Here is a 23,221-nt window from a genome sequence, read left to right as displayed (position 1 = left end):
ATTATAAAAGGGATAAGACCAGATTTAAAACTACCTCATATCACAAGCTCCCCGCTTCAGAAGAAGAGGGGTGGATTCGACGTAGGAGAAGACGGGGAGTTTGACCATAATTAAACGACCAACCACTAACAGCTAACGTCTAACCGCCAATATCTATCACTCCCGACTAAACCAATCCCACGTTTTTTGCAAACCTTCCTTGACCTTAACCTCAGGGTGATAACCCAGTAGATTCTTGGCTTTTGAAATATCTGCCAAAGAATCCCGAACATCTCCTGGTCTAGGTGGTACATAGGTCGCCTCCATAACTATGTTGGCCGCCTGTTGAAGTCCTTTCCATAATTGGTTAACAGAGATGCGCTCCCCACAAGCAATGTTGTATACGTGATTTGCAGCATCTGTTTCAGCAAAGAACGCATTGATATTGGCGTTGACAGCATTAGTTACAAATGTGAAATCGCGCGTTTGTTCACCATCACCATGTATGTTTGGCGATTGCCCATCTTTAAGCGCCTGCATAAACAAAGGAATTACCGCTGCGTAAGCACCATTCGGACTCTGATTGGGTCCAAAGACATTAAAGTAGCGTAGCCCAATAGTATCCGTTCCGTATGATTTTGCAAACACATCAGCATAGATTTCGTTGACCAATTTTGTTACCGCATAAGGCGATAATGGTTTCCCTATAGTCTCCTCTACCTTAGGCAATACTTTACTATCCCCATAGGTAGAACTTGAGGCCGCATAAACCATACGCTTAACCTGAGTATTTTCCTTAACGGCCACAAGCATATTTAAGAACCCTGAAACGTTAACCGCGTTTGAGGTAATAGGATCATTAATAGACCGAGGCACAGATCCCAATGCGGCTTGATGACTGACATAATCTATACCTTGTAAAGCATCCTGACAGGTTTTCAGATCCCTGATGTCGCCTTCTATGAATTCAAAATTAGGCTTTTGTAGGAAGGGCTCAATATTATACAAGTAACCTGTAGACAAATTATCTAAGACCCTAACTTTTTTGGCATCACTAGCTAATAGTTGTTCAACTAGGTTACTTCCAATAAAGCCTGCACCTCCAGTAATTAAAAAGCTTGATTGTGCAATTTTGTGTTTGTAAATTTCTTTCATTATTCGTCCTGACCTATGAAATACGATTTAAGATGTTTGGTAAATTTAGGGTTAATATTTCAAACCCTTCGCTTCCACTATCGTGTGCCTTGCGCCAGCTCGCCCCTTCACTACGCACATCTACTAGATGTACGCTTAACGTTCGGTCGTCCTTTGTCTGAAGGGAAGAGCTTTTGCTGGTCAATGTATTAGTATAAAGTACTTTTTGGTACTGTAACCATGCTAAATTTGAATAAAACAAGAACAAATATTAAAACATGTCAGAATTAAAAAGCTCCACTCTTCAGACGAAGAGGGGTGGATTCGACGTAGGAGAAGACGGGGAGTTTGAATGAAACTAACTCGAACCCTTCGCTTCCACTATCGTGTGCCTTGCGCCAGCTCGCCCCTTCACTACGCACATCTACTAGATGTGCGCTTAACGTTCGGTCGTCTTTTGTCTTTTCAAACCCTTCGCTTCCACTATCGTGGAACCACTTCCCTTTGTCTAAATGGAAGAGCTTTTGCTTATCAATGCCTTAGTACGAAGTCCTTTTTTGTTTTAGTAGGCTATTTTAATTTCAAAAACCAATTAAGACCATATATCAAAATAAGTCACAATTAAAAAGCTCCCCGCTTCAGATGAAGAGGGGTGGATTAGACCTTAGGAGAAGACGGGGAGTTTGAAATTTATTATTTATACAATACATTTAAGTCATGAATAACCAAAACCTACACAATAAAAATCATCTAAGCAATTTTCGTAAGGAATTACGAAGTAACCTCACCCCCGCAGAAGCAAAATTATGGTCTGAACTAAAAGGACGGCGATTATTGGGTAGACGTTTCAATCGCCAACATAGCATCGGAAATTATATTGTAGATTTTTATTGTGCTTCCGAAAAGCTGATTATTGAATTGGACGGTGAAGTCCATAACAATCCAAAGGCCAAAGCTTATGATTTAAAACGCACACAATTTCTGGAAGCCAAAGGCTATAGTGTAATACGTTTTGAAAATAGATTGGTTTTTGAGGCTTTGCCTTCTGTTTTGTTGACTATTCAGGAGACATTTAATATGACTTAATCAAACCCTTCGGTTTCGCTATTGCGTGCCTTGCGCCAGCTTGCCCCTTCACTACACACATCTACTAGATGTGCGCTATACGTTCGGTCGTCCTTCGTCTAAAGGGAAGAGCTTTTGCTGGTCAATTTATTAGTATAAAGTACTTTTGGTACTGTAACCATGCTAAATTTCAAAATAAAATAAGACTATATTTTAAAACTAGTTAAAATTAAAAAGCTTCCCGCTTCAGACGAAGAGGGGTGGATTCGACGACAGGAGAAGACGGGGAGTTTGATAGCAACTAAACGACAAAACGACTATAAAACAAACAATTATTAGAGAAGACGTGGAGTTTGACCACAACCACCAAATGATTTACAATCTGTTACAATCGCGCATCAACTGACGCAGAAGGCAAAACGGACTTAACATCAAAAACCACGGTATGATCATGTTTAAGGGGCTCTAAATTGAGCTGGATAAATTCATTGTGGGCTACAGCTAATATAATCGCATCATAAGTCCTATTTAAATCGTCACAATCTTTCAGCAAGTCGAACCCATATTCTTTTTTTACATCCTGTTCGGATGCCCAAGGATCGCAGACCGTTACCTCAACATTAAAACTCTTTAATTCTTTAATGATATCAATAACCCTAGAATTACGGATATCGGGACAGTTTTCCTTGAAGGCAATACCTAAGACCAAAACTTTAGAGTCTTTGATGGTCGTCCCTCTGTTAATCATAAGCTTCACCGTCTCTTCGGCAACATATTTCCCCATACTATCGTTCATCTTGCGGCCTGCCAAAATAATTTCAGGATCATAACCAACTTCTATGGCTTTTTGCGCCAAATAATAGGGATCAACGCCAATACAGTGCCCCCCTACCAATCCTGGGGTAAAGTTTAAAAAGTTCCACTTGGTCCCTGCTGCCTTTAAAACTTCTTTAGTGTCTATATCCAATAATCTAAAAATCTTTGATAGTTCATTGACAAAAGCAATATTAATATCGCGTTGGGAATTCTCTATGACTTTTGCGGCTTCGGCCACTTTTATAGAAGGTGCTAAATAGGTGCCTGCCGTAATCACTTTGGCGTAAAGTTCATCAATGTAGGTTGCTATTTGAGGTGTAGACCCTGAAGTCACTTTCAATATTTTGGTAATGGTTCGGGTTTTATCTCCCGGATTGATACGCTCTGGAGAGTAGCCTACAAAAAAGTCGGTATTATATGTGAGGCCTGAATTTGCTTCTAAAATCGGCACGCAGAACTCTTCCGTCACGCCAGGGTATACGGTAGATTCATAAATCACAATATTCCCTTTTGAAAGACAAGCACCCACGGTTACGCTACTATCCGCCAAAGGGGTAAGCACCGGTTTGTTTAAGTCGTCCGTCGGCGTTGGCACCGTGACAATGTAGACATCCGCCTCTTTTATGTCATCAGGAATGCTCGTTAAGTTTAAACCTTTCTTTGCCGTTTTTGAGGTTAATACCTCTTGCAATACGCTTGATTCCACTTCGAGCGTACGATCTTTTGCCTTATTTAGGTCTTGAACACGAGACACCTTAATATCATAACCCAATACCTTAAATTGCTTAGCAAACTCAACGGCTAAGGGCAAACCTACATAGCCCAAACCAACAACTGCAATAACTGGGTTGTCCTTCATCATAAGCGTTTTAAAAATCGTTTTACTCGCTTGAGCACAGATACTTTATCATTCTCATGGTAGGCATTACCATAGGTACCGTAACCATAGCCATAGCCGTAACCATAGCCGTAACCATAGCCGTAGTTGTGGTTGCTCTTATGTTTGTAAAAGTTAAGTAGGAAGTTAACATTCTTCAGCTCCCCCTTTTGCCATTTAGAATTCACCAAGCCTAGCATGCCCTTTTTGGTATAGTCCAATCGGATCATAAAAATGGTGGCATCGGCGTATTTGGTGAGTTCCAAAGCATCGGTGACCAAACCAAGAGGTGGCGTATCCAACACAATCATATCGTAGGTTTGACGTAGCTCCGCAATCAATACCTCCATCTGCTCACCCATTAGCAATTCTGAAGGATTGGGTGGTATCGGCCCTGATGGAATCACATCCAAATTAGGGATGTTGGTCTGAACTATAGATTCCTCCAATGTAGTGTCCCCAATTAAATAGTTAACGACCCCTGTATCATTGGTTATGTTAAAATCCCCAAAAATCTTAGGTTTCCGTAGATCGAGACCTAATATAATGGTCTTCTTTCCAGATAAGGCATATACAGTGGCTATGTTAATGGAACAGAAGGTCTTCCCTTCCCCACTCACAGACGAGGTGACCATAAGCGTGCGCCCCAAGCCTTTTTGTTGTTGCTTGCTAAAGATAAACTGGAGACTAGAACGAATGGCCCTAAAGGATTCCGCAACAGCCGACTTAGGCTTTTCAAAAGCCACTAAATTGTTTTTGTAATTGTATTTCCCAATGACCCCAATGATTGGGATTTTGGATAAACGCTGTACCTCATCCGACCCATGAATGGTATTGTCTAACAAAAACCGCACAAAAATGATAAACATAGGAACAAAGAAGCCTACCATGAGTGCCATCATATAGTTCAAAGACTTATTGGGTCCAATCTTACCCCCACCAATATCCTTGGCCTCATCAATCATGGTAATGTCCGAAATGTTGGCCGCCTTGACGATTGCTGCTTCCGAGCGTTTCGCCAAATAGACGTTATAGGATTCCTGATTGAGATCTAACTTCCGTTGTATCTTTAAAAACTCTTGCTGTTCTTCGGGCAATTCAGCCAATTCAGCCTCAAATCTATTTATGTAGCCATTGATAGTCCCCAACTGCAAATTAATAGAGCGTCTACGGGAATTGATCAGCTCAAAAGCCACATTCTTTTCTGCATCAATCTGACTGTCAATTTTCTTTAAGATAATGGAACCCTCTCGGGTGGTCTTTTCACGGTTTTGCCGTTCAATGGCCAAGCGGGTAATTGTGGAAATACTACCAAGCAACCCTCCTTCGTCAATGCCAACAGAGGTGGGCGCCGCTATTTTGGTGTAGTCGGATTTATTTTGAAGGTAGGTTTCTAGATTATTCAAATAACTCAATTTGCTTCGCTCTTCCTCCTTCTGCAACTCGTATTCCTTAAGCCGTCCCGAAATCGTTGCGATTTCCTCACTGACATCAAATACCTTGTTGGACTTACGGAATTGGTTCATTTCGTCATTGACATCCTTCAGATTGACATTCACCGCATTTAAACTACTGTCTATAAAGGCAATGGTATTGGTCGCATATAGATTTTTGGAGCGCAATTCCGTTTCTGCCAAAATGGCCGCCGTTGTATTTAAATAATCTACAATTTTGGCTTTATTGGGGCCAGCTTGCGCCAAAGACAATACCGTAGAACTCCCCCTGAAAAAACTTACGGCCACTGAATTTTGATAACTCGCTACTATATTATCAAAATTTGAAAATCGTAAAAAGTATTGTTCCGCTGGATTAAATTCTACAAATCGATTTTTTAAAACTACCCCATTAAAAAAAGGAAGATTTACGGTTTCGCCATAGTTAAAAGTTTGTCTAAATTCGCCTACCTCCATGGTCGCATTGAATACAGAGCGGTCACTGTAGATTTGACAGCGTATATTAGGGCTTTGAAAATTGTGAATGATTTCAAAACTCGTAGCATCAACGCCTTTAAATTCTAAAAGTTTTCCATGGACTTGTGGCTTGGATTTATCAAGCTCCACCAAAAAGGGTGAAGATCCGTAAACATCCAGCAAACGGTATTTCCCCTGCTTTAAATACTGCATGTAAAGCTTTAGGGAGTCCACAACTAAGGCATTGTGGCGACGCGTTCCTAAAGTAGTCATAACCTTTCCCAGCTTTCCGGAGACGCCTCCCCAGTTAAATGAAATGCTGGTATTGGCCGTAAAAAAGGGATTCTGGTCAGACTCTACAGAGACTAGAGCATTTAAACGGTATATGTTTTGTTTTCTGACATTGATAAAATAAGCAATGACCAAACCTACACCAATACAGAATACAATCAATTTCCAATAGTGGAGTACCTTAAAGAGAAACCCCTGAAAATCGAAGGTCAATCGACCCCCGCCAGCTTCATCAAAATCTAAGTCATCATCTAATCCTGCCATAGTTTTATCGGCTTACTAATAATATAGTGCTAGCAATTAGTGTTATAGCACTAAAAATAGTCGTAAAGGTTTGCAAATTATTAGAGCCCAAGCCAAGCGTTTTTTGCTTTAATGGCTTTACATAAATCATATCATTGGGCTGAATGTAATAATAGGGCGAGTTCATCACCTCACGTGAGGTTAAATCGATATGATGTATTTCCTGTCCATGCGGATATTGTCTAATAATGAGCACATCGGTACGATCTCCAAATTCTGTAATATCCCCAGCATTGGCAACCGCTTCAAATATGTTAGCCCGTTCCTTAAATAAGGTTTGGTCTCCTGTGCCTATCTCTCCTATCGTGGTATAACGCAGTCCGGCGAGTCTTACCGTAACGATAATGGTCGCCAGTTCATTGAATTCTTTTTCTAAAAGTTCTTTCTTTAGCAGGTTCTCTATCTCTTCGTTGGTCATCCCCAACACCTTAAAATCCCCCAATTGCGGGATGGTAATTTCGCCTTGTAAGTCAACAGTAAACCCATCGTAATAGGCCCGTTGCTCTGAGGAGGCGTCTAAAGCTGAATCGGAAGTAGGATTGAATATTGTTGTTACTTCTTCATTACTCAAGGCATCCAAGACCTTAATCCTAATATTTAAAATATCATTAATTTGAACCCGGTATGGTTTACTCTGCGGATTGAGCTGCGGAATACTGTCTATGCTTGTTTCGGACGGTCGTTCCTGAAGGTATAAAACATCCTTATGTGGAATACAAGAACTACAAATGATAAGGCTCAAAAACAAAAGCCAAACAATACATTTATTCATAAATTATTAGCTTAAAACAAATATAAACTAACGGTAGGAATATCAAAACTATTGCTCTTCTTTTTGGAAGTTTTACGTTCTTTGCAAAAAACAGGCTGTGAATTATCTCAATGTTGAAGGCATATCAAAATCCTACGGAGAACGTCAACTTTTTAGCGATGTTTCCTTTAGTATCCACAAGGACCAAAAGATAGCATTTGTAGCTAAAAACGGAAGTGGCAAAACCTCCATTCTTAATATTTTAGCGGGAAAAGACACACCAGATGACGGGCAAGTCATCATACGAAACGGCATCCGCCTTGCCTTCCTCGACCAAGAGCCCGATTTAGACCCTAAACTCAGCGTTGAAGAGAGCATTAGAGTGGCAGACCTTCCTGTTTTGAAGGTCATTTCGAATTATGAAAACGCCTTAGCCAATCCTGAAGATACCGACGCCTACCAAAAGGCATTCGAGGCTATGGACCGTCATAATGCCTGGGAGTTTGAAACCCAAATGCAACAGATATTATTCCAGCTAAAGCTCGAAGACCTTAAAGCCAAAGTCAGTACGCTTTCTGGTGGTCAGAAAAAACGACTGGCATTGGCCCAAGCCCTGATCAGCCATCCTGATATTTTGATTCTCGATGAGCCTACCAACCATCTCGACCTCGAAATGATTGAATGGCTAGAAGCCTATTTTGCCAAGTCTGACTTTACCTTGTTTATGGTCACGCACGATCGGTATTTTTTAGAGCGTGTCTGTACCGAAATCATAGAATTGGACCAAGGGCGACTTTATACTTACAAGGGAAATTATTCCTATTATCTCGAAAAACGTGATGCCCGTCTCGAAAATGAAGCCACAGAAACCAATAAAGCGAAACAACTCTTTAAAAAGGAACTGGATTGGATGCGTCGTCAGCCCAAAGCCCGAACTACAAAATCTAAAAGCAGGATTGATGATTTCTTCGAGATAAAGTCCAAAGCACACAAACGCCGTCAAGACCACGAAGTGCAATTGGAAATCAATATGGAACGCCTTGGTAGTAAAATTATTGAATTTCATAATGTGTCCAAGGCCTTTAAAGACAAGGTCATTCTTAAAGGCTTCGATTACACTTTTAAAAAAGGAGAACGTGTTGGGATTATTGGGAAAAACGGTACCGGCAAATCCACTTTTCTCAATTTACTCACGAATAATCTTCAACCCGACGGCGGTAAAATCGTCATTGGCGACACCGTAAAGTTTGGCTATTACACCCAGGGCGGTATTACTATAAAGCCGGGACAAAAAGTGATTGAGGTCATCAAGGAATTTGGGGATTATATTCCCTTGGCCAAAGGCCGACAGATTAGTGCCCAACAGTTATTGGAGCGGTTTTTATTCAGTCGTAAAAAGCAATATGATTTTGTTGAAAAACTCAGTGGTGGCGAGCAAAAGCGCTTGTATTTGTGTACGGTTTTAATTCAGAATCCTAATGTGCTAATTCTCGATGAGCCGACCAATGATTTGGACATTGTTACCCTCAATGTGCTTGAGAGTTTCCTTCTCGATTTCCCTGGATGCCTACTTGTTGTTTCACACGACCGTTACTTTATGGATAAAATCGTCGACCATTTATTTGTGTTTGAAGGCGAAGGCGAAGTGTCTGATTTCCCAGGAAATTATTCTGATTATCGCACGTATGAAGAAAGTCAACCTAAAACGTCCACTAAGACTGACATCGATGTCGAAATCGTTTCAGAAAGTAAGAGTGTATCAGAAAACGACAAACAGAAACTGACCTATAACGAACAAAAAGAATATAAAAATCTCGAAAGTAAAATCCGAAGCCTAGAACTCGATAAAAAAGCCTTGGAAAAGCAGTTTTTAAATTCAGATTTGTCACAAGATGAAATTACCAAACTATCGGAAAAGCTTCAAGGTATACTAGAAGACATTGAAACCAAGGAACTGCGCTGGTTTGAGTTGGCGGAGAAGCATGGGATGTAGTTTTCAGTCGCAGTCGGCAGTCGCAGCCGGGAGTCCTAGTATTCGGTTGTAGTTAGTATATACAGGTTTTCAAAATTGAGATTGTTTGGTATCCAAAGAACCATTTATATTTACAACTTAACAACAAAAATTTTAACCTCACACTCAATAATTCAAAACTCAACGTCGAAACACCATAAAACCACAATTTAAAAGCTCCCCGCTTCAGACGAAGAGGGGTGGATTTGACGATAGGAGAAGACGGGGAGTTTGACAAAAATTAACTCAATAAAAAACAAGCAAACAACTCAAAGCTAACAGCTCACGACTAATGACTCAAAGCTCATAACTAACAAGTGTATCAAATCTTATCATACATAAAATTCCTTATCAAATCCACCAACCAACACGGTGTCCACTCCCCTTTTGTCTATGATTTTGTGACAAAGTGTTTGTATGACAAAACAACGTATAAAGCTTACACTTCTATTTCAGAGTATCGCGATTATTTAAAGTCTTCTGACACAATTTTAAATGTTACGGATTTGGGTGCAGGCTCCAAACGCTTGCCAACTACCAAACGCCATGTTAAAAGAATGGTGCGTCAGTCGAGCAGTTCTATTAGGCAGGCAAAGCTCTTATACTGTGTGAGTAAATACTTCAAAATAAAAAGCGCTTTAGAATTGGGAACTTCATTAGGAATGGCCACACACGCAATGTCACTGGGAATGCCAGGAAACAACCTGATTACCATTGACGGTTGCCCTAACACATCAGATTTTGCCAAAGCCACACACAAGGTATTCGGAATAGATTCTGTTACCTTTTTAAAAGGTGATTTCACTTCCTTAATTCCAACGCTTCAAAACGACACTTTTGATTTGGTGTTTTTTGACGGGCATCATCAAAAGCAAGCCACGCTCAACTATTTTGAAAAATTATTGCCCAAGGCGCATAATAATTCAGTTTTTATATTTGATGATATCTATTGGTCCAAAGGCATGACAGAGGCTTGGGAACAAATTAAAAAGCATCCTCAAGTAAGAGTCACCGTGGATACCTTTCATCTAGGCTTTATATTTTTTAGACAGGAACAACAGAAAGAACATTTTAGAATTCGAAGCTGAAGTTGAAGTTGAAGTTGAAGTTGAAAAGTAAACCAGACCTCGCCAAGGCACAGAGACGCAAAGAGTGCCTACTGCTTACTGCCTACTGCCTACTGCCTACTGCCTACTGCCTACTGCCTACTGCCTACTAAAAAACTTAAAACCAAATGTAACAACCTAAAACTTTTAACGTCTCATTAAGACAGTAAACCTGTATCTTGCAGGCAAATCAACTAAAGCACAGTGATTGTATGACATCCAACGTTATTGAAATCCGAAACATTATTCGGGATTTTAAAATGGGCCAAGAGACCGTTCATGTATTAAAAGGTATAGACTTAGATATAAAACGTGGCGAATATGTCGCTATTATGGGGCCTTCGGGTTCAGGAAAATCCACATTAATGAATTTACTGGGTTGCTTAGATACGCCTACCGCGGGGAGTTATATCCTTAACGGCGCAGACGTCAGCCAAATGAGTGACGATGAACTGGCCGAAATCCGAAACAGGGAAATTGGCTTTGTATTTCAAACGTTTAACCTTTTGCCGAGAACTACAGCTTTAGACAATGTCGCCCTTCCGATGATTTATGCAGGTGCCTCAAAAAAAGAGCGTGCCGCCCGTGCTTCTGAAGTGCTGACTGACGTTGGACTTGCCGACCGTATGGACCATAAACCGAATCAGCTTTCTGGTGGACAACGACAACGTGTTGCGGTTGGCAGAGCTTTAGTTAATAAGCCATCGATTATCTTAGCCGATGAGCCAACAGGGAACTTAGATTCCAAAACCGGGACAGAAATCATGGCGCTTTTTAACGAAATCCATAGTGCTGGAAACACCGTAATTATGGTCACCCACGAAGAAGATATCGCCGCCCACGCCAAACGTGTCATCCGACTTAGGGATGGGGTCATTGAGAGTGATACCTTTAATTAATAAGCCCCTTGATGGTGTAATAGCTTTTCCAAAGGTCATCGATGTTCCCCAAAGGGGAAATAATTATAGGTCTAACTATTTCCAATTTCTTCATAATTTATCAAGACACTTTAATTTTTAGTATATTCACTATAATGACAAATACCAAAGAAATTAAATGTTACTTCTACTAATACTTGGGTTTATAATCATTTCCCTCACTTTAGGAAAAATCTCAAAACCAAAAGAGAGAGGCAGGTATAAGGATTCCTACTTCAAGAAAAAACAAAATCGAGATTTTAAAGAGTAGAGACTTTTAGTTAAATCTAAAATCATTTAGTTGGCAGTAGACAGTTAGTAGGCAGTAGATAGTCACATTAAATTTAGAAAATGATTTTTTGTAACTCCCGAGGATTCAGGAGAGTGGTTTGTGAGGAATCGAACAAAACGTATCGAGAAGAACATCCGTTCCAATAGCTTGTGAGGTACGAGCAAATTGTATCGAGGAGTCTTTCATTGTCAAATCTAATTCGTAAATCCATAATAGGTTCTCGATACAGCGTGCTCTGGCCCGCCACTCGAACTGACGAAACAACAAACATTCGTCACTTCGAGTGATTTATGAGGTACGAGTAAATTGTATCGAGAAGTATACACAAAAAAACATGTCACTCCCAACGCTTCGGGAGAATGATTTGTGAAGCATGGGCCAAGTGTATTAAGAAGAACGTCACTTCGAGTGGTTTGTGAGGCACGAGCAAATTATATTGAGAAGTCTTTCATTGTCAAATCTAATTCGTATATCCATAATAGGTTCTCGATAAGCGTGCTCTGGCCCGCCACTCGAACTGACGGAACAACAAACATTCGTCACTTCGAGTGATTTATGAGGTACGAGTAAATTGTATCGAGAAGTATACACAAAAAAACATGTTACTCCCAACGCTTCGGGATTAATTAGTTTTATATCAAGACAAAATGAACAGAAAGAAATACTATTAAATTTTTCTACAGAAGCCTTAACTTTACAAACATGAAAATCTACACCAAAACAGGCGACAAAGGCACAACCGCCCTATTCGGAGGGACACGTGTTCCAAAACACCATATCCGTATTGAAAGTTACGGCACAATAGACGAACTCAACTCGCACATCGGACTCATTAGAGACCAGCAGATAGACCCGATTTACAAATCATTGCTGATGGATATTCAGGATAGGCTATTCACTGTAGGCGCAATCTTGGCTACAGACCCTGAAAAAGCAACATTGAAAAACGGTAAAGCCCGATTGAACATTCCAAAGATTTCAGACGCCGACATCAAGAAACTAGAAGATGCTATGGACAGCATGAATGCCCAATTACCCGAGATGACACACTTTGTATTGCCAGGTGGGCACCAAACCGTGTCATTCTGTCACATTGCGCGCTGTGTATGTCGTCGTGCCGAGCGTTTGGCCTCGCATCTTAACAGTTTAGAGCCTTTTCAACCCGAAACCTTAATGTACATCAACCGACTGTCTGACTTCCTTTTTGTGTTGGCACGAAAGTTGTCCCATGACTTGCAAGCCGATGAAGTAAAGTGGATTCCCAAGAAAGAATCTTGATTGCTTTTCAGTTAGGAAAAGTCATTGCAATACGCTCTTCCGAAACGTGACAAAATCAGACGTTCTTTGAATATTGATGAGACATTTAAGTATTAAATAGTTGATACCATGGAATTAATTTGATTTTTTCTTGGCTTTTTAGTCTAAAAAATTATTTTTGCAGAAAATTAAATACCCATAACGAAATGTATTGGACATTAGAATTAGCATCTTATTTAAGTGATGCACCTTGGCCAGCCACTAAAGACGAATTAATCGATTACGCTATCCGTACAGGAGCGCCTTTAGAAGTCGTTGAAAATCTACAATCCATAGAGGATGAAGGAGATTCATACGACTCTATTGAGGAAATTTGGCCAGATTATCCAACTGATGATGATTACCTCTGGAACGAGGATGAATATTAGAATAACAACAGCTTAAACAAAAAGTCTCTTCCTAACGGTTTTGAGACTTTTTTTTATGAATTAAGGTTTTAAAAACCCTTAGACAAACCGTATATTTACCAGCCTTTTCGGCTAACCAAACATATTGAAAACACAGGCCACCCAAGCCTTTTAAAGCATACATAAATGAGCATTTTAGATTCCGTACTTAAACTTTTTGTCGGCGACAAATCCAAACAAGATGTCAAAGCACTCTCTCCTATCGTTGAACAGGTTAAGGCTTTTGAATCTGCCTTGGAAGCCTTATCGCACGATGAGTTAAGAGCTAAGACCGAAGCATTCAAAACCAAAATCGCTGAAGCGCGAAAGCCCTACAATGACGAAATAGCCGAGCTAACCAAACAAGCAGAAGCCACAGAAGATATTGATGAACGCGAAGACATCTATCAGAAAATAGATAGCATCAAAGATGAAATCTATACCATTTCTGAAGATGTTCTCAACGAGATTCTTCCTGAAGCCTTTGCCGTAGTAAAGGAAACCGCAAAGCGCTTTGTAAATAATACCGAAATTGAGGTCACAGCCACTGCTTTTGACCGTGAGATTTCAGGAGCAAATGATTATGTGACCCTTCAAGAAGACAAAGCCTTATGGTCCAATTCTTGGGATGCCGCTGGTAAGCCCATTACATGGGATATGATTCACTATGATGTCCAACTTATCGGTGGTGCCGCTATGCACCAAGGTAAAATAGCGGAGATGCAAACGGGTGAAGGTAAAACCTTGGTAGCAACGCTTCCAGTATATTTAAATGCTTTAGCTGGGAATGGTGTACACTTAGTAACGGTGAATGATTATTTGGCGAAACGTGATAGTGCCTGGATGGCGCCTATATTTCAATTCCATGGCTTAAGCGTGGATTGTATAGACAACCACAGACCAAACTCCCCAGAACGACGTGCCGCCTACAACGCAGATATTACCTATGGTACCAATAACGAATTTGGCTTTGACTACCTAAGAGATAACATGGCGCACGCACCAGAAGATTTAGTACAGCGCCCACACCACTACGCCATTGTGGATGAGGTGGATTCTGTATTGATTGATGATGCCAGAACGCCCTTGATTATTTCTGGTCCAATCCCAAAAGGCGATCAACATGAGTTCAACGAGCTTAAACCTAAGGTGAGCAGTTTGGTTGAAACGCAACGCAAATATTTAGTCGGTGTATTGGCTGAAGCCAAAAAGCTGATTGCTGAAGGTGACACTAAAGAAGGTGGTTTCCAATTACTGAGAGTCTATCGAGGTATTCCAAAAAATAAGGCCCTGATTAAGTTTTTGAGTGAGGAAGGGATTAAACAACTCCTTCAAAAGACTGAAAACTTCTATATGCAAGATAACAATAGAGAAATGCCAAAGGTTGATGCAGAACTCTATTATGTTATCGATGAAAAGAACAATCAGGTTGAATTATCTGATAAAGGTGTCGAGGAATTATCTGGTAAGGACGACCCTAATTTCTTTGTGATGCCAGAAATGGGTACGGAAATCGCCAAGATAGAAAATAAAGGTCTTCCTGCTGAAGAAGAAGCCGTGTTAAAAGAAGACTTATTCCGTGATTTCTCGGTTAAGTCAGAACGAATTCACACATTGAATCAACTTTTAAAAGCCTACGCCCTATTCGAAAAAGACACGCAGTATGTTGTCATGGACAACAAGGTGATGATTGTGGATGAACAGACTGGTCGTATTATGGATGGTCGTCGTTATTCTGACGGATTACACCAAGCGATTGAAGCCAAGGAAAATGTGAAGATTGAAGACGCCACACAAACCTTTGCTACGGTGACGCTTCAGAATTATTTTAGAATGTACCGTAAGCTCTCTGGTATGACGGGTACTGCGGTAACGGAAGCGGGTGAGCTTTGGGAAATCTATAAATTAGATGTGGTTGAAATACCAACCAATCGTCCAATCGCAAGAGATGACCGTGACGATTTAGTCTATAAAACTAAGCGCGAAAAATATAATGCAGTTGTAGATGAAGTTACTGCTTTATCTCAAGCTGGGCGACCTGTATTGATTGGTACAACTTCTGTAGACATTTCGGAATTACTTGGAAAAATATTGACCCAACGCAAAGTTCCGCACAATGTATTGAACGCCAAGCTTCATAAAAAAGAGGCTGATATCGTTGCAGAAGCTGGTCAACCTGGACAGGTGACTATTGCCACCAACATGGCAGGTCGTGGTACGGATATTAAATTATCTGAAGCCGTTAAGGAAGCCGGTGGTTTAGCCATTATAGGTACGGAACGTCACGATTCGCGTCGTGTAGACCGTCAGTTACGTGGGCGTTCTGGTCGTCAGGGAGACCCAGGAAGTTCGCAATTCTATGTGTCTTTGGAAGATAACTTAATGCGTTTGTTCGGAAGTGAGCGTATCGCCAAAATGATGGACCGTATGGGGCTTAAGGAAGGCGAAGTGATTCAGCACGGCATGATTTCAAAATCTATTGAACGTGCCCAAAAGAAAGTTGAAGAAAACCAATTCGGTATTCGTAAGCGTTTGTTAGAATATGATGATGTGATGAACGCACAGCGTGAGGTTGTGTACAAACGCCGTCGTCACGCCTTACAAGGTGAGCGATTAAGTGTGGATTTGGCCAACATGATTTTTGATACGTCGGAAGGCATCGCAGAAACAAACAAGGAAGCCAATGATTACAAGAATTTTGAATTCGAATTGATCCGCTACTTCTCTATGCCATCTCCAATTTCTGAAGAAGAATTTGGAAAACTAGGGGCTCAAGAAATTGCTGGTCGTGTGTACAAAGCGGCTTTCAAGCATTACAAAGAAAAGATGCAACGTGCTGCCGATTTAGCCTTTCCCGTGATTGAAAATGTGTACAACACACAGCGCGATCGTTTCAAAAGAATTGTTGTGCCTTTTACGGATGGTACTAAAAACATTCAGGTCGTAACAGATTTAGAAAAGGCTTATGAAACCAAAGGAAAGCAACTGATAAACGATTTTGAAAAGAATATTACCCTGGCAATTGTGGATGACGCTTGGAAAACCCATTTACGTAAAATGGATGAACTTAAACAGTCGGTGCAATTAGCTGTTCACGAGCAAAAAGATCCGTTGTTGATTTATAAGTTTGAAGCGTTTGAGCTTTTCAAACAAATGATCGACCAAGTTAACAAAGACGTAATTTCCTTCTTGTTTAAAGGTGAAATCCCTCAGGAAACCGCCAATACTATTCAGGAAGCCAAAGCCCGTCGTCAAGAAAAAACACAAGAGCAAAAAGAGGAAATCCAAAACCTCGATGAGCGTGCCGCACAGAGTCGCTCCGTTGGTGCGGGTGCTTCACGTCAGCAACAAGTGGTAGAAACCATTGTCCGTGAGCAACCAAAAATTGGGCGTAACGACCGTGTGACCATTAAACATGTGATGAGTGGTGAAAGTAAAGTGGTAAAATATAAACAAGCCATTCCTTTGATTGATAAAGGCGAGTATGTGTTGGTAGACCAAGAATAATCTTTTTCAAGATTTAATTATTATCCCTCGAGGTATTCATATAAAAAATAACCTTAACCCCAGAATTAGTTCTGGGGTTTTTATTTTAAAAAAGTTTTAGTAATAGATTAGGATTTGGACAATTCTCCTTGTAAAACTCTAAGTCTTTCAAATTTGAAACACCAGGATAATCGCCTTTATAATCTTTAATATCCTTAATTATCTGAAAATGTAAATGCGGTGGGTAATCGCCATTCACGTCTGCAGTGCCAAGCGTTGCAATTGCTTCGCCTTTTGTGATAGGTTGACCTTCCGATTTGCCCTGGAGCGAAGCTAAACTTAAATGACCGTACAAGGTGTAAAACGTTTGACCTTTGATTTTATGCTCTAAAATAAGTGTTGGTCCATAATCGCCGTGATTGGTATTGTTGGCAAAAGAATGTATTATACCATCTAAGGGTGCGAAGATGGGAGCATTTGCTTCCAACCATAAATCCAGACCCAAGTGGATATTGCGTTCTAATTCTGGGTCAGTCTCGTTAAAATAATCTGACCGGTTATAAATGCCACGGGATTCCAAATAACCACCGTAAGCGACTTTGGCATTATTCGATTTAATGTGATTAAAAATGAAGGTCTCAAGTTCATCAGATGACGATACATCTACATCTTTTAAAGCTTCATTCTGAAGGGAAAGGTCTAAAAAACAAAAATCCTTCAAAGAGATTGAAGGGGATAAAACGGTTAAAGGCTTTGGGCTTAAAGCCTCTAAAAAGACTTCGAAATTAGTTTTAGACATCGCATTTATTTTCGAACTTAAAACTAATCAAATTTAATAAGAAACGTAGTGCTATTCTATAGTCACATTACTGAATTTAGCGTTGATAATAATGGATTTTCCAGAATCTGAATTCACCACTTTCTTCGTCATCAGTTTGTCATTCAACTTTGAACGTTCACCAGAATACATTAGGCTGTAGTCGGTTTTTGGTAACTTTAACCAAGCATCACTATTTTCTAAAACGACATTGAGGTTATTAAAATCATCCATAATATTATGAATGGCCAACTCTCCAAAACTTCCGTTAATCATGTTATTACCCGACAGGTAATCGATATTAATGTTTGAAGACTTGGAGGTTAAACTCAAGCCAGACACCTTATTTAATACTGCATCATCCACATATTTTAAGTTAAGACTGCCTTTGTTCCATTCGTCAATCAACACCTGCGAATAGCTAGCATTGATGGAAGTAGAACTCCCATCAATGTGCTGTGCCAATACTTTTGAATGTGAAATATCACCTTTGGCATTGTATATCACAGAGCTCATTTTAAGCTCGCCATGCCTTACATTCAGTTTTAATTTTGCCTTCTTTGGCATTTTAATCTTTATGACTTTTTTTACATCGCTATTTGTACCGCGAGACCTAAACAAGGCTCTGTTATTTAAAGCGCTACGTCTAGCCTCGTTGCGTTCGGCTAAGGCTTCTTGACGCTCTTCCATGGACTCTAGGCGTTTAGCAAGGCTTTCTTCTCGCTTTTCCATGGCTTCGCTTCTCGCTTCTAAACTTTTGGCTAAATTCTCGCCCCAAGCTTCCATGCGTTTTTCAAAATCTTTTCCGAAGCTTTTCTCAAACTCCTTACCCCAATTCTCCATGTTTTTCTCAAAATCTTTTCCGAATTGCTCTCCGAACTTTTTGCCCCAAGCTTCCATCTCTTTGGACCATTTGCCTTCGAACTTCTTTCCGAATTCCTCACCCCACTTTTCCATTTTTTCTTGAAAACCGGACGCTTCAAACTCTTTAGCCCATTTTTTCATTTTCTCCTTGTACTCCTTACCATATTTGGCTTCGTACTCCGAACTCCATTTTTCTAGATAGGTATCACCTTCTTTTTTATAGCGGTCATAATCAAACTGCACCGAACTGACGCCTTCTGGTAATTCTGGTAACTCTGGCATTTCTGGAAACTCTGACATGTTAGGCATTTCAGTAATAGCAAAATTCATTTCTGGTAAATTTGGAATATTAGGTATGTCCGGTAAATCGGCCAAACGGATTTCTAAATCCCGTAATTCGTTAGCATAATCGCCTTCCGAAAAAAGCCCGCCTGCTAGCCCTCCTTTAGAGTTGATGCTGACATAGTCTCCCGAACCACTGATTTCTAAACCCCACGATTTTAAGGCCTTTTGCAACTCGTCCTTGCTGAGTTTAGTACTTTCTATATAGGCTTCAACCTCTACAGTGTTTTGGTTCCACGTATCGATTTCAATTTCTACATAATTGGTATTTAAATCGATGGTAACATCCTTGGAAGCATTGATACTCTTTTTGGTTTTTTCCACTTTGGTCTGCCCATAAGCTAAACTTCCGATAAGGCAACAAAGGGCAAATTGTACTACTCTTTTTTTCATGATGAATTGATTTTTAAACTGTTCGTTAATTAGTGATGAATTATTGATAGATTGATATTATATACTCGATTCGCCGTTGGCATCAACAGCCTGCAAATCTTTTAACTGCTCTTGGAGACGATACAATAAATTGAGTCTCAATTTTAAATTATTTATAAGGGCATCAATGGTTAGCGGATTAGCTCCGTTTTCAGTCAACTCCAAATTGAGGTTGTGATATTCGGTCTTAAGTTCTTCTAACTGCATTAAATAGCCATCGAATACCTCCTTATTTTCTGGGGTTAATTCCACTTTAGACAATTCTAAATTGATACTTGCCAAATAATAATCTTCTACTTTTTTAAGGTCTGGCGAAAAATCGCCCATGGTTTTCACCTCGGGCGTTATTGCTTCTACAATTTCGGTTGTATCATTTTCTATTGGTTGATTCAAATATTGAAAGGTGCCATAGCCCAATCCCAAAAGGACAACCACACTCGCCGCAATGCTTAAAAACGACCAACCGCTTTTCCTGGACGCTTTTTTTGGTAAAGCATCATCCAACTTTTTAATAAAGCGTGCTTCGTGGCCTTCGGATAGTTTTGATACACTATTTTGCTGTTCTTGCTTGAATAAGTCTCTAATATCTTGTGCCATTTTTTTCTACATTTAATAAGTTCTGTAATAATACCTTTCCTCGTGATAATTGTGTTCTTGACGCCACTTGACTGATATTCAGTATTTCCGAAATTTCTTGATGGTCATAGCCTTCTATCAAATACAGCATCAGAACATATTTATATTTATCTGGTAAAGTTTCAATCTTTGCCTTCACCTCGTCAATAGTAACGTGGTCTTCAACTAACCACTCGTCATCGTTATCTTGGTCTACAACTTTCAAGTGGATATCTTCCAAATCTTCTAACCGTTGTTTTTTAGATTTTAGGAGGTCTATACTCTTATTAATCACAATTCGTTTTAACCATGCCCCAAAGGTCACTTCGGCTTTATACTGGTCTATTTTTGTGAAGGCTTTTATGAAGGCTTCTTGGACCACGTCTTCAGCTTCCATGGTATTTTTTACAAATCGGTTGGCCACCACAAACATGCCGTCGCAATACTGTTTGTAAAGTTTGAGCTGTGCTTGCCTATCGTTTTGCTTGCATTTTTCAACAATTTCAACGTGAAACATGCGTTAATTGGTTTTGGTTAATTGGTTAGGTTCAATCTAAAGACGACACAAAAATATCTGTGTTGCAAATTTTCTCAAATTTTTGAAAATTATTTCTGAAGTTACCTAAATTTCACCCTTTTCCTAATGGATATTTAAGATTTGAACTATCTTTAAGCCTAAAATTTTACCGCTTTTATGAATACGTTTCTCAAACGCCTTCTCATTGTTTTATCCATCGTGGCCCTCGGTCTTTTTCTCTATTCTTATTTTGTTGAAAATATCTTTTCACCACGATTAAGCCCGAAGGATACAGCGAAGATTGAATTAAACGACCTAAAATTGGAAGTGGAATACAACCGCCCTTCCAAACGAGACAGAGAGGTTTTTGGCGCTTTGGTGCCTTATGATAAGGTATGGCGAACTGGTGCAAACGAAGCGACGACATTTTCCACAAATCAAGATTTGATGATTGAAGGTATGTTTCTTCCAAAAGGCGATTATACCTTATGGTCGGTCCCCATGGATTCTGCGTGGAAAGTGATGTTTAACAGCAAGCAATACCCTTGGGGTGTCGATGAAAAAATGGAACCCATGTGGGACCCTAATTTCGATGTGATAACCCTCCAAGTCCCAACTCAAGACTTAGAAACCGTTGTTGAGGATTTTACCATAGCCTTTGATAATACTACTGGAGACCTAAAGCTAACCATGGCTTGGGACCAAACCAAAGTAGCAATTCCACTGAAATTGGTCAATAGAACACGACCGTAATTATAAACTGTCGTGACGAAGAAAAAAACATCCAAAACCTCAGCGCTTCATGAACAACCTGGTATTTCTGAACCAGATGCGCTAAATACGGATGCACTTCACAACATAAAAAAACGACGACAGAACAATCCAACAGCTGAAGCTTTAATCGAAGGGATACTCGCGCAAGATATTTCGGCCTTGAGTCGTGCAATTACCTTAATTGAAAGTACAAATCCTGCACATTCCGAAAAAGCATCTACTGTCATCAAAGGCTGTTTGCCACATGCAAATAATTCTATAAGAATAGGCATCACAGGTGTTCCTGGCGTGGGCAAAAGCACCTTTATTGAGACCTTTGGAAAGCACCTCATCGACGAAGGAAAACAAATTGCCGTATTGGCCGTTGACCCGAGTAGCGGTTTAAGTAAAGGCAGTATTTTGGGTGATAAAACCCGAATGGAAGACTTGGTGAAAACGGAGAATGCATTTATCCGACCCTCACCTTCTGGAGATTCTTTGGGAGGCGTAGCGAGAAAAACGCGTGAAACCATTATTCTTTGCGAAGCGGCAGGTTACGATACCATTATCATTGAAACTGTCGGCGTTGGCCAAAGCGAAATCGCCGTACATAGCATGGTGGATTTTTTCTTGCTATTGAAACTGGCTGGTGCAGGTGATGAACTTCAAGGTATTAAACGCGGGATTATTGAAATGGCTGATGCTATTGTTATCAATAAAGCAGATGGCGAAAACGTTAAAGCGGCAAAAGCGGCAAAACTGGAATTCAATAGAGCCTTGCATCTTTATCCGGAAAAAGCTTCGGGCTGGTCACCAAAGACCGCTATTTGTAGTGCACTGAAAAACGAAGGGATTTCTGAGATCTACGACATGATTCTAGACTATTTAGATACGGTAAAAGCTAATAACTTCTTTGAGCACAACCGAAACGAACAAAACACATTTTGGCTGAAGCAAACTATTGAGGAACAATTAAAAAGCCGATTTTATAATCAACCACAATTGGAAGACGAATTGCAAAAACAAATTCAATTGATTAAAGATGGTGAGACTACGCCTTTTGCAGCGGCGGATTATTTGTTGAGTCTACATAGTCTTTAGTTTTATTAAGGCGATTCTCGTCCAAACCTTACACCCCTAAAGTCCCCTCAAGGGGACAATCTTAAAAATACACTTAGAACTGATGTCCCCTTGAGGGGACTTTAGGGGTATTTATAGATGATGATTTAGTTACTTCTCGAGCCAGATTAAGCTTTAAGAAAAATTAGCCTCGTACCAAGCTACTTGTGCCTCAATACTTTCTCTTAACGTTTTGGTAGGATTATAATTCAATAATTTTCGGGCTTTATCAATATTGGCTTTAGTGCGCAATTGATCACCTTGTCTTGCAGGAACTTTTTCTATTGTAATGAATTGTCCTAAAACTTCAGATACCGTATCGATACCTTCTTGTGTAGTGTGTTCTTGCTCCGTACCCAAATTAATCACTTCGCTGTCAACAGAATCTTCCTTACCAATAACAGCAACTACACCATCAATTATATCACCAACATAAGTAAAACTTCTCAGGTGTTTGGCGCTTCCTTCAAAAAGAGGAAAGGATGTATTATTCAATCCCGCGGCTATCAGTTTGGTGTACATTTTTTCTGGGCGCTCCCTTGGGCCAATAACCGAATACAAACGTAAGGAGCAGGACTTCATCTTCCCTTCCCTGCTCTTCTGAAGCACCAATTGCTCCGCCGCCAATTTAGTAACACCATAATGTGATGCAGGTTTGGGCGCAACATCTTCAGGCGAAGTAGCTTCTAATCCATAAATGGACGAGGTTCCGATATTAACAAACAGTTTGAGTTTTTTATTCAGAAGGGCAAAATCAATCAGGTTTTTTGTTCCGATGACATTATTGCTTTCATAATCTTCAAACGTCGATGATTGAGAAATCCCAGGTTGTGCGGCAAAATGAAAGATGTAATCGAAATCTGTAGAAAGTATGTGATGAAATTCAGCATCTCTTAAATCGAGTTTTAGGATTTTACCACCTTTATCTTTAACCGCTTTGGCATTCATTTCTTTTAAATCAACAGCGTAATAATCAGAAAAATTGTCTATACCAATCACTTCGTGCCCCAAATGCAATAAGCGTTCGGCGCAATGTGACCCTATAAATCCGGCAACTCCTGTAACTAAAATCTTCATAATTTGTTCTGAGCATCACAAAGAAACATCTTTTTTGTATTTAA

19 protein-coding genes are annotated in these 23,221 nt (G+C 40.0%); 9 read left to right on the top strand and 10 right to left on the bottom strand.

Annotated features, from left to right (window positions below; genetic code table 11):
• Nucleotides 1-156: 156 nt before the first annotated feature.
• Entirely contained in the window at nt 157-1,134 is a 978-nt protein-coding gene (locus ACFOSX_RS08560) for an SDR family oxidoreductase (protein ID WP_386099267.1), read from the bottom strand.
• Nucleotides 1,135-1,147: 13 nt separating this feature from the next.
• The gene (locus ACFOSX_RS08555) at nt 1,148-1,375 is read right to left on the bottom strand and encodes a hypothetical protein (protein WP_386099264.1); all 228 of its coding nucleotides are present in this window, start codon (nt 1,373-1,375) and stop codon (nt 1,148-1,150) included.
• A gap of 455 nt (nt 1,376-1,830) precedes the next feature.
• Between ACFOSX_RS08555 and ACFOSX_RS08550 the strand changes: the two genes are divergently transcribed.
• Nucleotides 1,831-2,199 (top strand): endonuclease domain-containing protein, encoded by a 369-nt coding sequence (locus tag ACFOSX_RS08550; RefSeq protein WP_386099261.1) that lies wholly within the window; start codon nt 1,831-1,833, stop codon nt 2,197-2,199.
• A gap of 364 nt (nt 2,200-2,563) precedes the next feature.
• Here the strand turns inward: ACFOSX_RS08550 and ACFOSX_RS08545 are convergent, their stop codons facing one another.
• From ACFOSX_RS08545 to ACFOSX_RS08535, 3 genes are read right to left on the bottom strand one after another with little or no spacing between them, the layout of a single operon-like run.
• Nucleotides 2,564-3,853: a nucleotide sugar dehydrogenase gene (locus ACFOSX_RS08545; RefSeq protein WP_386100257.1), complete on the bottom strand. Its 1,290-nt coding sequence runs from the start codon at nt 3,851-3,853 to the stop codon at nt 2,564-2,566.
• On the bottom strand, nt 3,853-6,336 hold the full coding sequence (locus ACFOSX_RS08540) for a polysaccharide biosynthesis tyrosine autokinase (RefSeq protein WP_386099258.1): 2,484 nt from the start codon (nt 6,334-6,336) through the stop codon (nt 3,853-3,855). The genes ACFOSX_RS08545 and ACFOSX_RS08540 overlap by 1 nt, the downstream gene beginning before the upstream one ends.
• 4 nt (nt 6,337-6,340) lie before the next feature.
• Nucleotides 6,341-7,147 carry a polysaccharide biosynthesis/export family protein gene (locus ACFOSX_RS08535; protein ID WP_386099255.1) on the bottom strand — a complete coding sequence of 269 codons (807 nt, stop codon included), beginning with the start codon at nt 7,145-7,147 and terminating at the stop codon, nt 6,341-6,343.
• Nucleotides 7,148-7,244: 97 nt separating this feature from the next.
• Here ACFOSX_RS08535 and ACFOSX_RS08530 point away from each other — a divergent pair, with 97 nt between their 5' ends.
• From ACFOSX_RS08530 to secA, 6 genes are all read left to right on the top strand, one after another.
• On the top strand, nt 7,245-9,119 hold the full coding sequence (locus ACFOSX_RS08530; protein WP_386099252.1) for an ABC-F family ATP-binding cassette domain-containing protein: 1,875 nt from the start codon (nt 7,245-7,247) through the stop codon (nt 9,117-9,119).
• 335 nt (nt 9,120-9,454) lie between these two features.
• Complete coding sequence (locus ACFOSX_RS08525) at nt 9,455-10,225, top strand: O-methyltransferase (RefSeq protein WP_386099249.1); 771 nt, start codon at nt 9,455-9,457, stop codon at nt 10,223-10,225.
• A 230-nt stretch (nt 10,226-10,455) separates the two neighbouring features.
• A complete protein-coding gene (locus ACFOSX_RS08520; protein ID WP_386099246.1) occupies nt 10,456-11,142 on the top strand; it encodes an ABC transporter ATP-binding protein in 687 nt (228 codons plus the stop codon).
• A gap of 1,012 nt (nt 11,143-12,154) precedes the next feature.
• The gene (locus ACFOSX_RS08515) at nt 12,155-12,730 is read left to right on the top strand and encodes a cob(I)yrinic acid a,c-diamide adenosyltransferase (protein WP_386099243.1); all 576 of its coding nucleotides are present in this window, start codon (nt 12,155-12,157) and stop codon (nt 12,728-12,730) included.
• Nucleotides 12,731-12,915: 185 nt separating this feature from the next.
• Nucleotides 12,916-13,137, top strand: a complete 222-nt coding sequence (locus ACFOSX_RS08510; protein ID WP_013187564.1) for a DUF2795 domain-containing protein — start codon at nt 12,916-12,918, stop codon at nt 13,135-13,137.
• A 165-nt stretch (nt 13,138-13,302) separates the two neighbouring features.
• Nucleotides 13,303-16,662, top strand: a complete 3,360-nt coding sequence (gene secA / locus ACFOSX_RS08505) for a preprotein translocase subunit SecA (protein ID WP_386099240.1) — start codon at nt 13,303-13,305, stop codon at nt 16,660-16,662.
• Between the two features lie 85 nt (nt 16,663-16,747).
• Here the strand turns inward: secA and ACFOSX_RS08500 are convergent, their stop codons facing one another.
• Genes ACFOSX_RS08500 through ACFOSX_RS08485 form a run of 4 tightly spaced genes read right to left on the bottom strand, consistent with a single transcriptional unit; the run spans nt 16,748 to nt 20,228 of the window.
• Entirely contained in the window at nt 16,748-17,440 is a 693-nt protein-coding gene (locus ACFOSX_RS08500) for a peptidoglycan DD-metalloendopeptidase family protein (protein WP_386099237.1), read from the bottom strand.
• A gap of 51 nt (nt 17,441-17,491) precedes the next feature.
• The gene (locus tag ACFOSX_RS08495; RefSeq protein WP_386099234.1) at nt 17,492-19,057 is read right to left on the bottom strand and encodes a hypothetical protein; all 1,566 of its coding nucleotides are present in this window, start codon (nt 19,055-19,057) and stop codon (nt 17,492-17,494) included.
• A 57-nt stretch (nt 19,058-19,114) separates the two neighbouring features.
• Complete coding sequence (locus ACFOSX_RS08490; RefSeq protein WP_386099231.1) at nt 19,115-19,693, bottom strand: hypothetical protein; 579 nt, start codon at nt 19,691-19,693, stop codon at nt 19,115-19,117.
• Nucleotides 19,677-20,228, bottom strand: a complete 552-nt coding sequence (locus tag ACFOSX_RS08485) for an RNA polymerase sigma factor (RefSeq protein ID WP_386099228.1) — start codon at nt 20,226-20,228, stop codon at nt 19,677-19,679. Before ACFOSX_RS08485 ends, ACFOSX_RS08490 begins: the two co-directional genes overlap by 17 nt.
• 177 nt (nt 20,229-20,405) lie before the next feature.
• Between ACFOSX_RS08485 and ACFOSX_RS08480 the strand changes: the two genes are divergently transcribed.
• Complete coding sequence (locus tag ACFOSX_RS08480; protein ID WP_386099225.1) at nt 20,406-20,981, top strand: DUF2911 domain-containing protein; 576 nt, start codon at nt 20,406-20,408, stop codon at nt 20,979-20,981.
• Between the two features lie 12 nt (nt 20,982-20,993).
• Nucleotides 20,994-22,082: a methylmalonyl Co-A mutase-associated GTPase MeaB gene (gene meaB, locus ACFOSX_RS08475; RefSeq protein WP_386099222.1), complete on the top strand. Its 1,089-nt coding sequence runs from the start codon at nt 20,994-20,996 to the stop codon at nt 22,080-22,082.
• A 153-nt stretch (nt 22,083-22,235) separates the two neighbouring features.
• On the opposite strand, the gene ACFOSX_RS08470 is transcribed toward meaB, so the two are convergent.
• Nucleotides 22,236-23,177: an NAD-dependent epimerase/dehydratase family protein gene (locus ACFOSX_RS08470; RefSeq protein WP_386099219.1), complete on the bottom strand. Its 942-nt coding sequence runs from the start codon at nt 23,175-23,177 to the stop codon at nt 22,236-22,238.
• Nucleotides 23,178-23,221 lie beyond the last annotated feature (44 nt).

It is taken from the genome of Winogradskyella maritima (assembly GCF_042650215.1).
Lineage (GTDB): Bacteria > Bacteroidota > Bacteroidia > Flavobacteriales > Flavobacteriaceae > Winogradskyella > Winogradskyella maritima.
The sequence above is the reverse complement of the archived record's forward strand: the minus strand, read 5'-3'. Positions and strand labels throughout refer to the sequence as shown.

What these genes read in the sequence shown, in the direction of transcription:
- ACFOSX_RS08480 (WP_386099225.1), top strand. Translation starts at nt 20,406, where the DNA reads ATGAATACGTTTCTCAAACGCCTTCTCATTGTTTTATCCATCGTGGCC.
- ACFOSX_RS08540 (WP_386099258.1), bottom strand. Translation starts at nt 6,336, where the DNA reads ATGGCAGGATTAGATGATGACTTAGATTTTGATGAAGCTGGCGGGGGT.
- secA (WP_386099240.1), top strand. Translation starts at nt 13,303, where the DNA reads ATGAGCATTTTAGATTCCGTACTTAAACTTTTTGTCGGCGACAAATCC.
- ACFOSX_RS08490 (WP_386099231.1), bottom strand. Translation starts at nt 19,693, where the DNA reads ATGGCACAAGATATTAGAGACTTATTCAAGCAAGAACAGCAAAATAGT.
- ACFOSX_RS08495 (WP_386099234.1), bottom strand. Translation starts at nt 19,057, where the DNA reads ATGAAAAAAAGAGTAGTACAATTTGCCCTTTGTTGCCTTATCGGAAGT.
- ACFOSX_RS08470 (WP_386099219.1), bottom strand. Translation starts at nt 23,177, where the DNA reads ATGAAGATTTTAGTTACAGGAGTTGCCGGATTTATAGGGTCACATTGC.
- ACFOSX_RS08560 (WP_386099267.1), bottom strand. Translation starts at nt 1,134, where the DNA reads ATGAAAGAAATTTACAAACACAAAATTGCACAATCAAGCTTTTTAATT.
- ACFOSX_RS08510 (WP_013187564.1), top strand. Translation starts at nt 12,916, where the DNA reads ATGTATTGGACATTAGAATTAGCATCTTATTTAAGTGATGCACCTTGG.
- ACFOSX_RS08485 (WP_386099228.1), bottom strand. Translation starts at nt 20,228, where the DNA reads ATGTTTCACGTTGAAATTGTTGAAAAATGCAAGCAAAACGATAGGCAA.
- ACFOSX_RS08545 (WP_386100257.1), bottom strand. Translation starts at nt 3,853, where the DNA reads ATGAAGGACAACCCAGTTATTGCAGTTGTTGGTTTGGGCTATGTAGGT.
- ACFOSX_RS08520 (WP_386099246.1), top strand. Translation starts at nt 10,456, where the DNA reads ATGACATCCAACGTTATTGAAATCCGAAACATTATTCGGGATTTTAAA.
- ACFOSX_RS08550 (WP_386099261.1), top strand. Translation starts at nt 1,831, where the DNA reads ATGAATAACCAAAACCTACACAATAAAAATCATCTAAGCAATTTTCGT.
- ACFOSX_RS08535 (WP_386099255.1), bottom strand. Translation starts at nt 7,147, where the DNA reads ATGAATAAATGTATTGTTTGGCTTTTGTTTTTGAGCCTTATCATTTGT.
- ACFOSX_RS08500 (WP_386099237.1), bottom strand. Translation starts at nt 17,440, where the DNA reads ATGTCTAAAACTAATTTCGAAGTCTTTTTAGAGGCTTTAAGCCCAAAG.
- ACFOSX_RS08515 (WP_386099243.1), top strand. Translation starts at nt 12,155, where the DNA reads ATGAAAATCTACACCAAAACAGGCGACAAAGGCACAACCGCCCTATTC.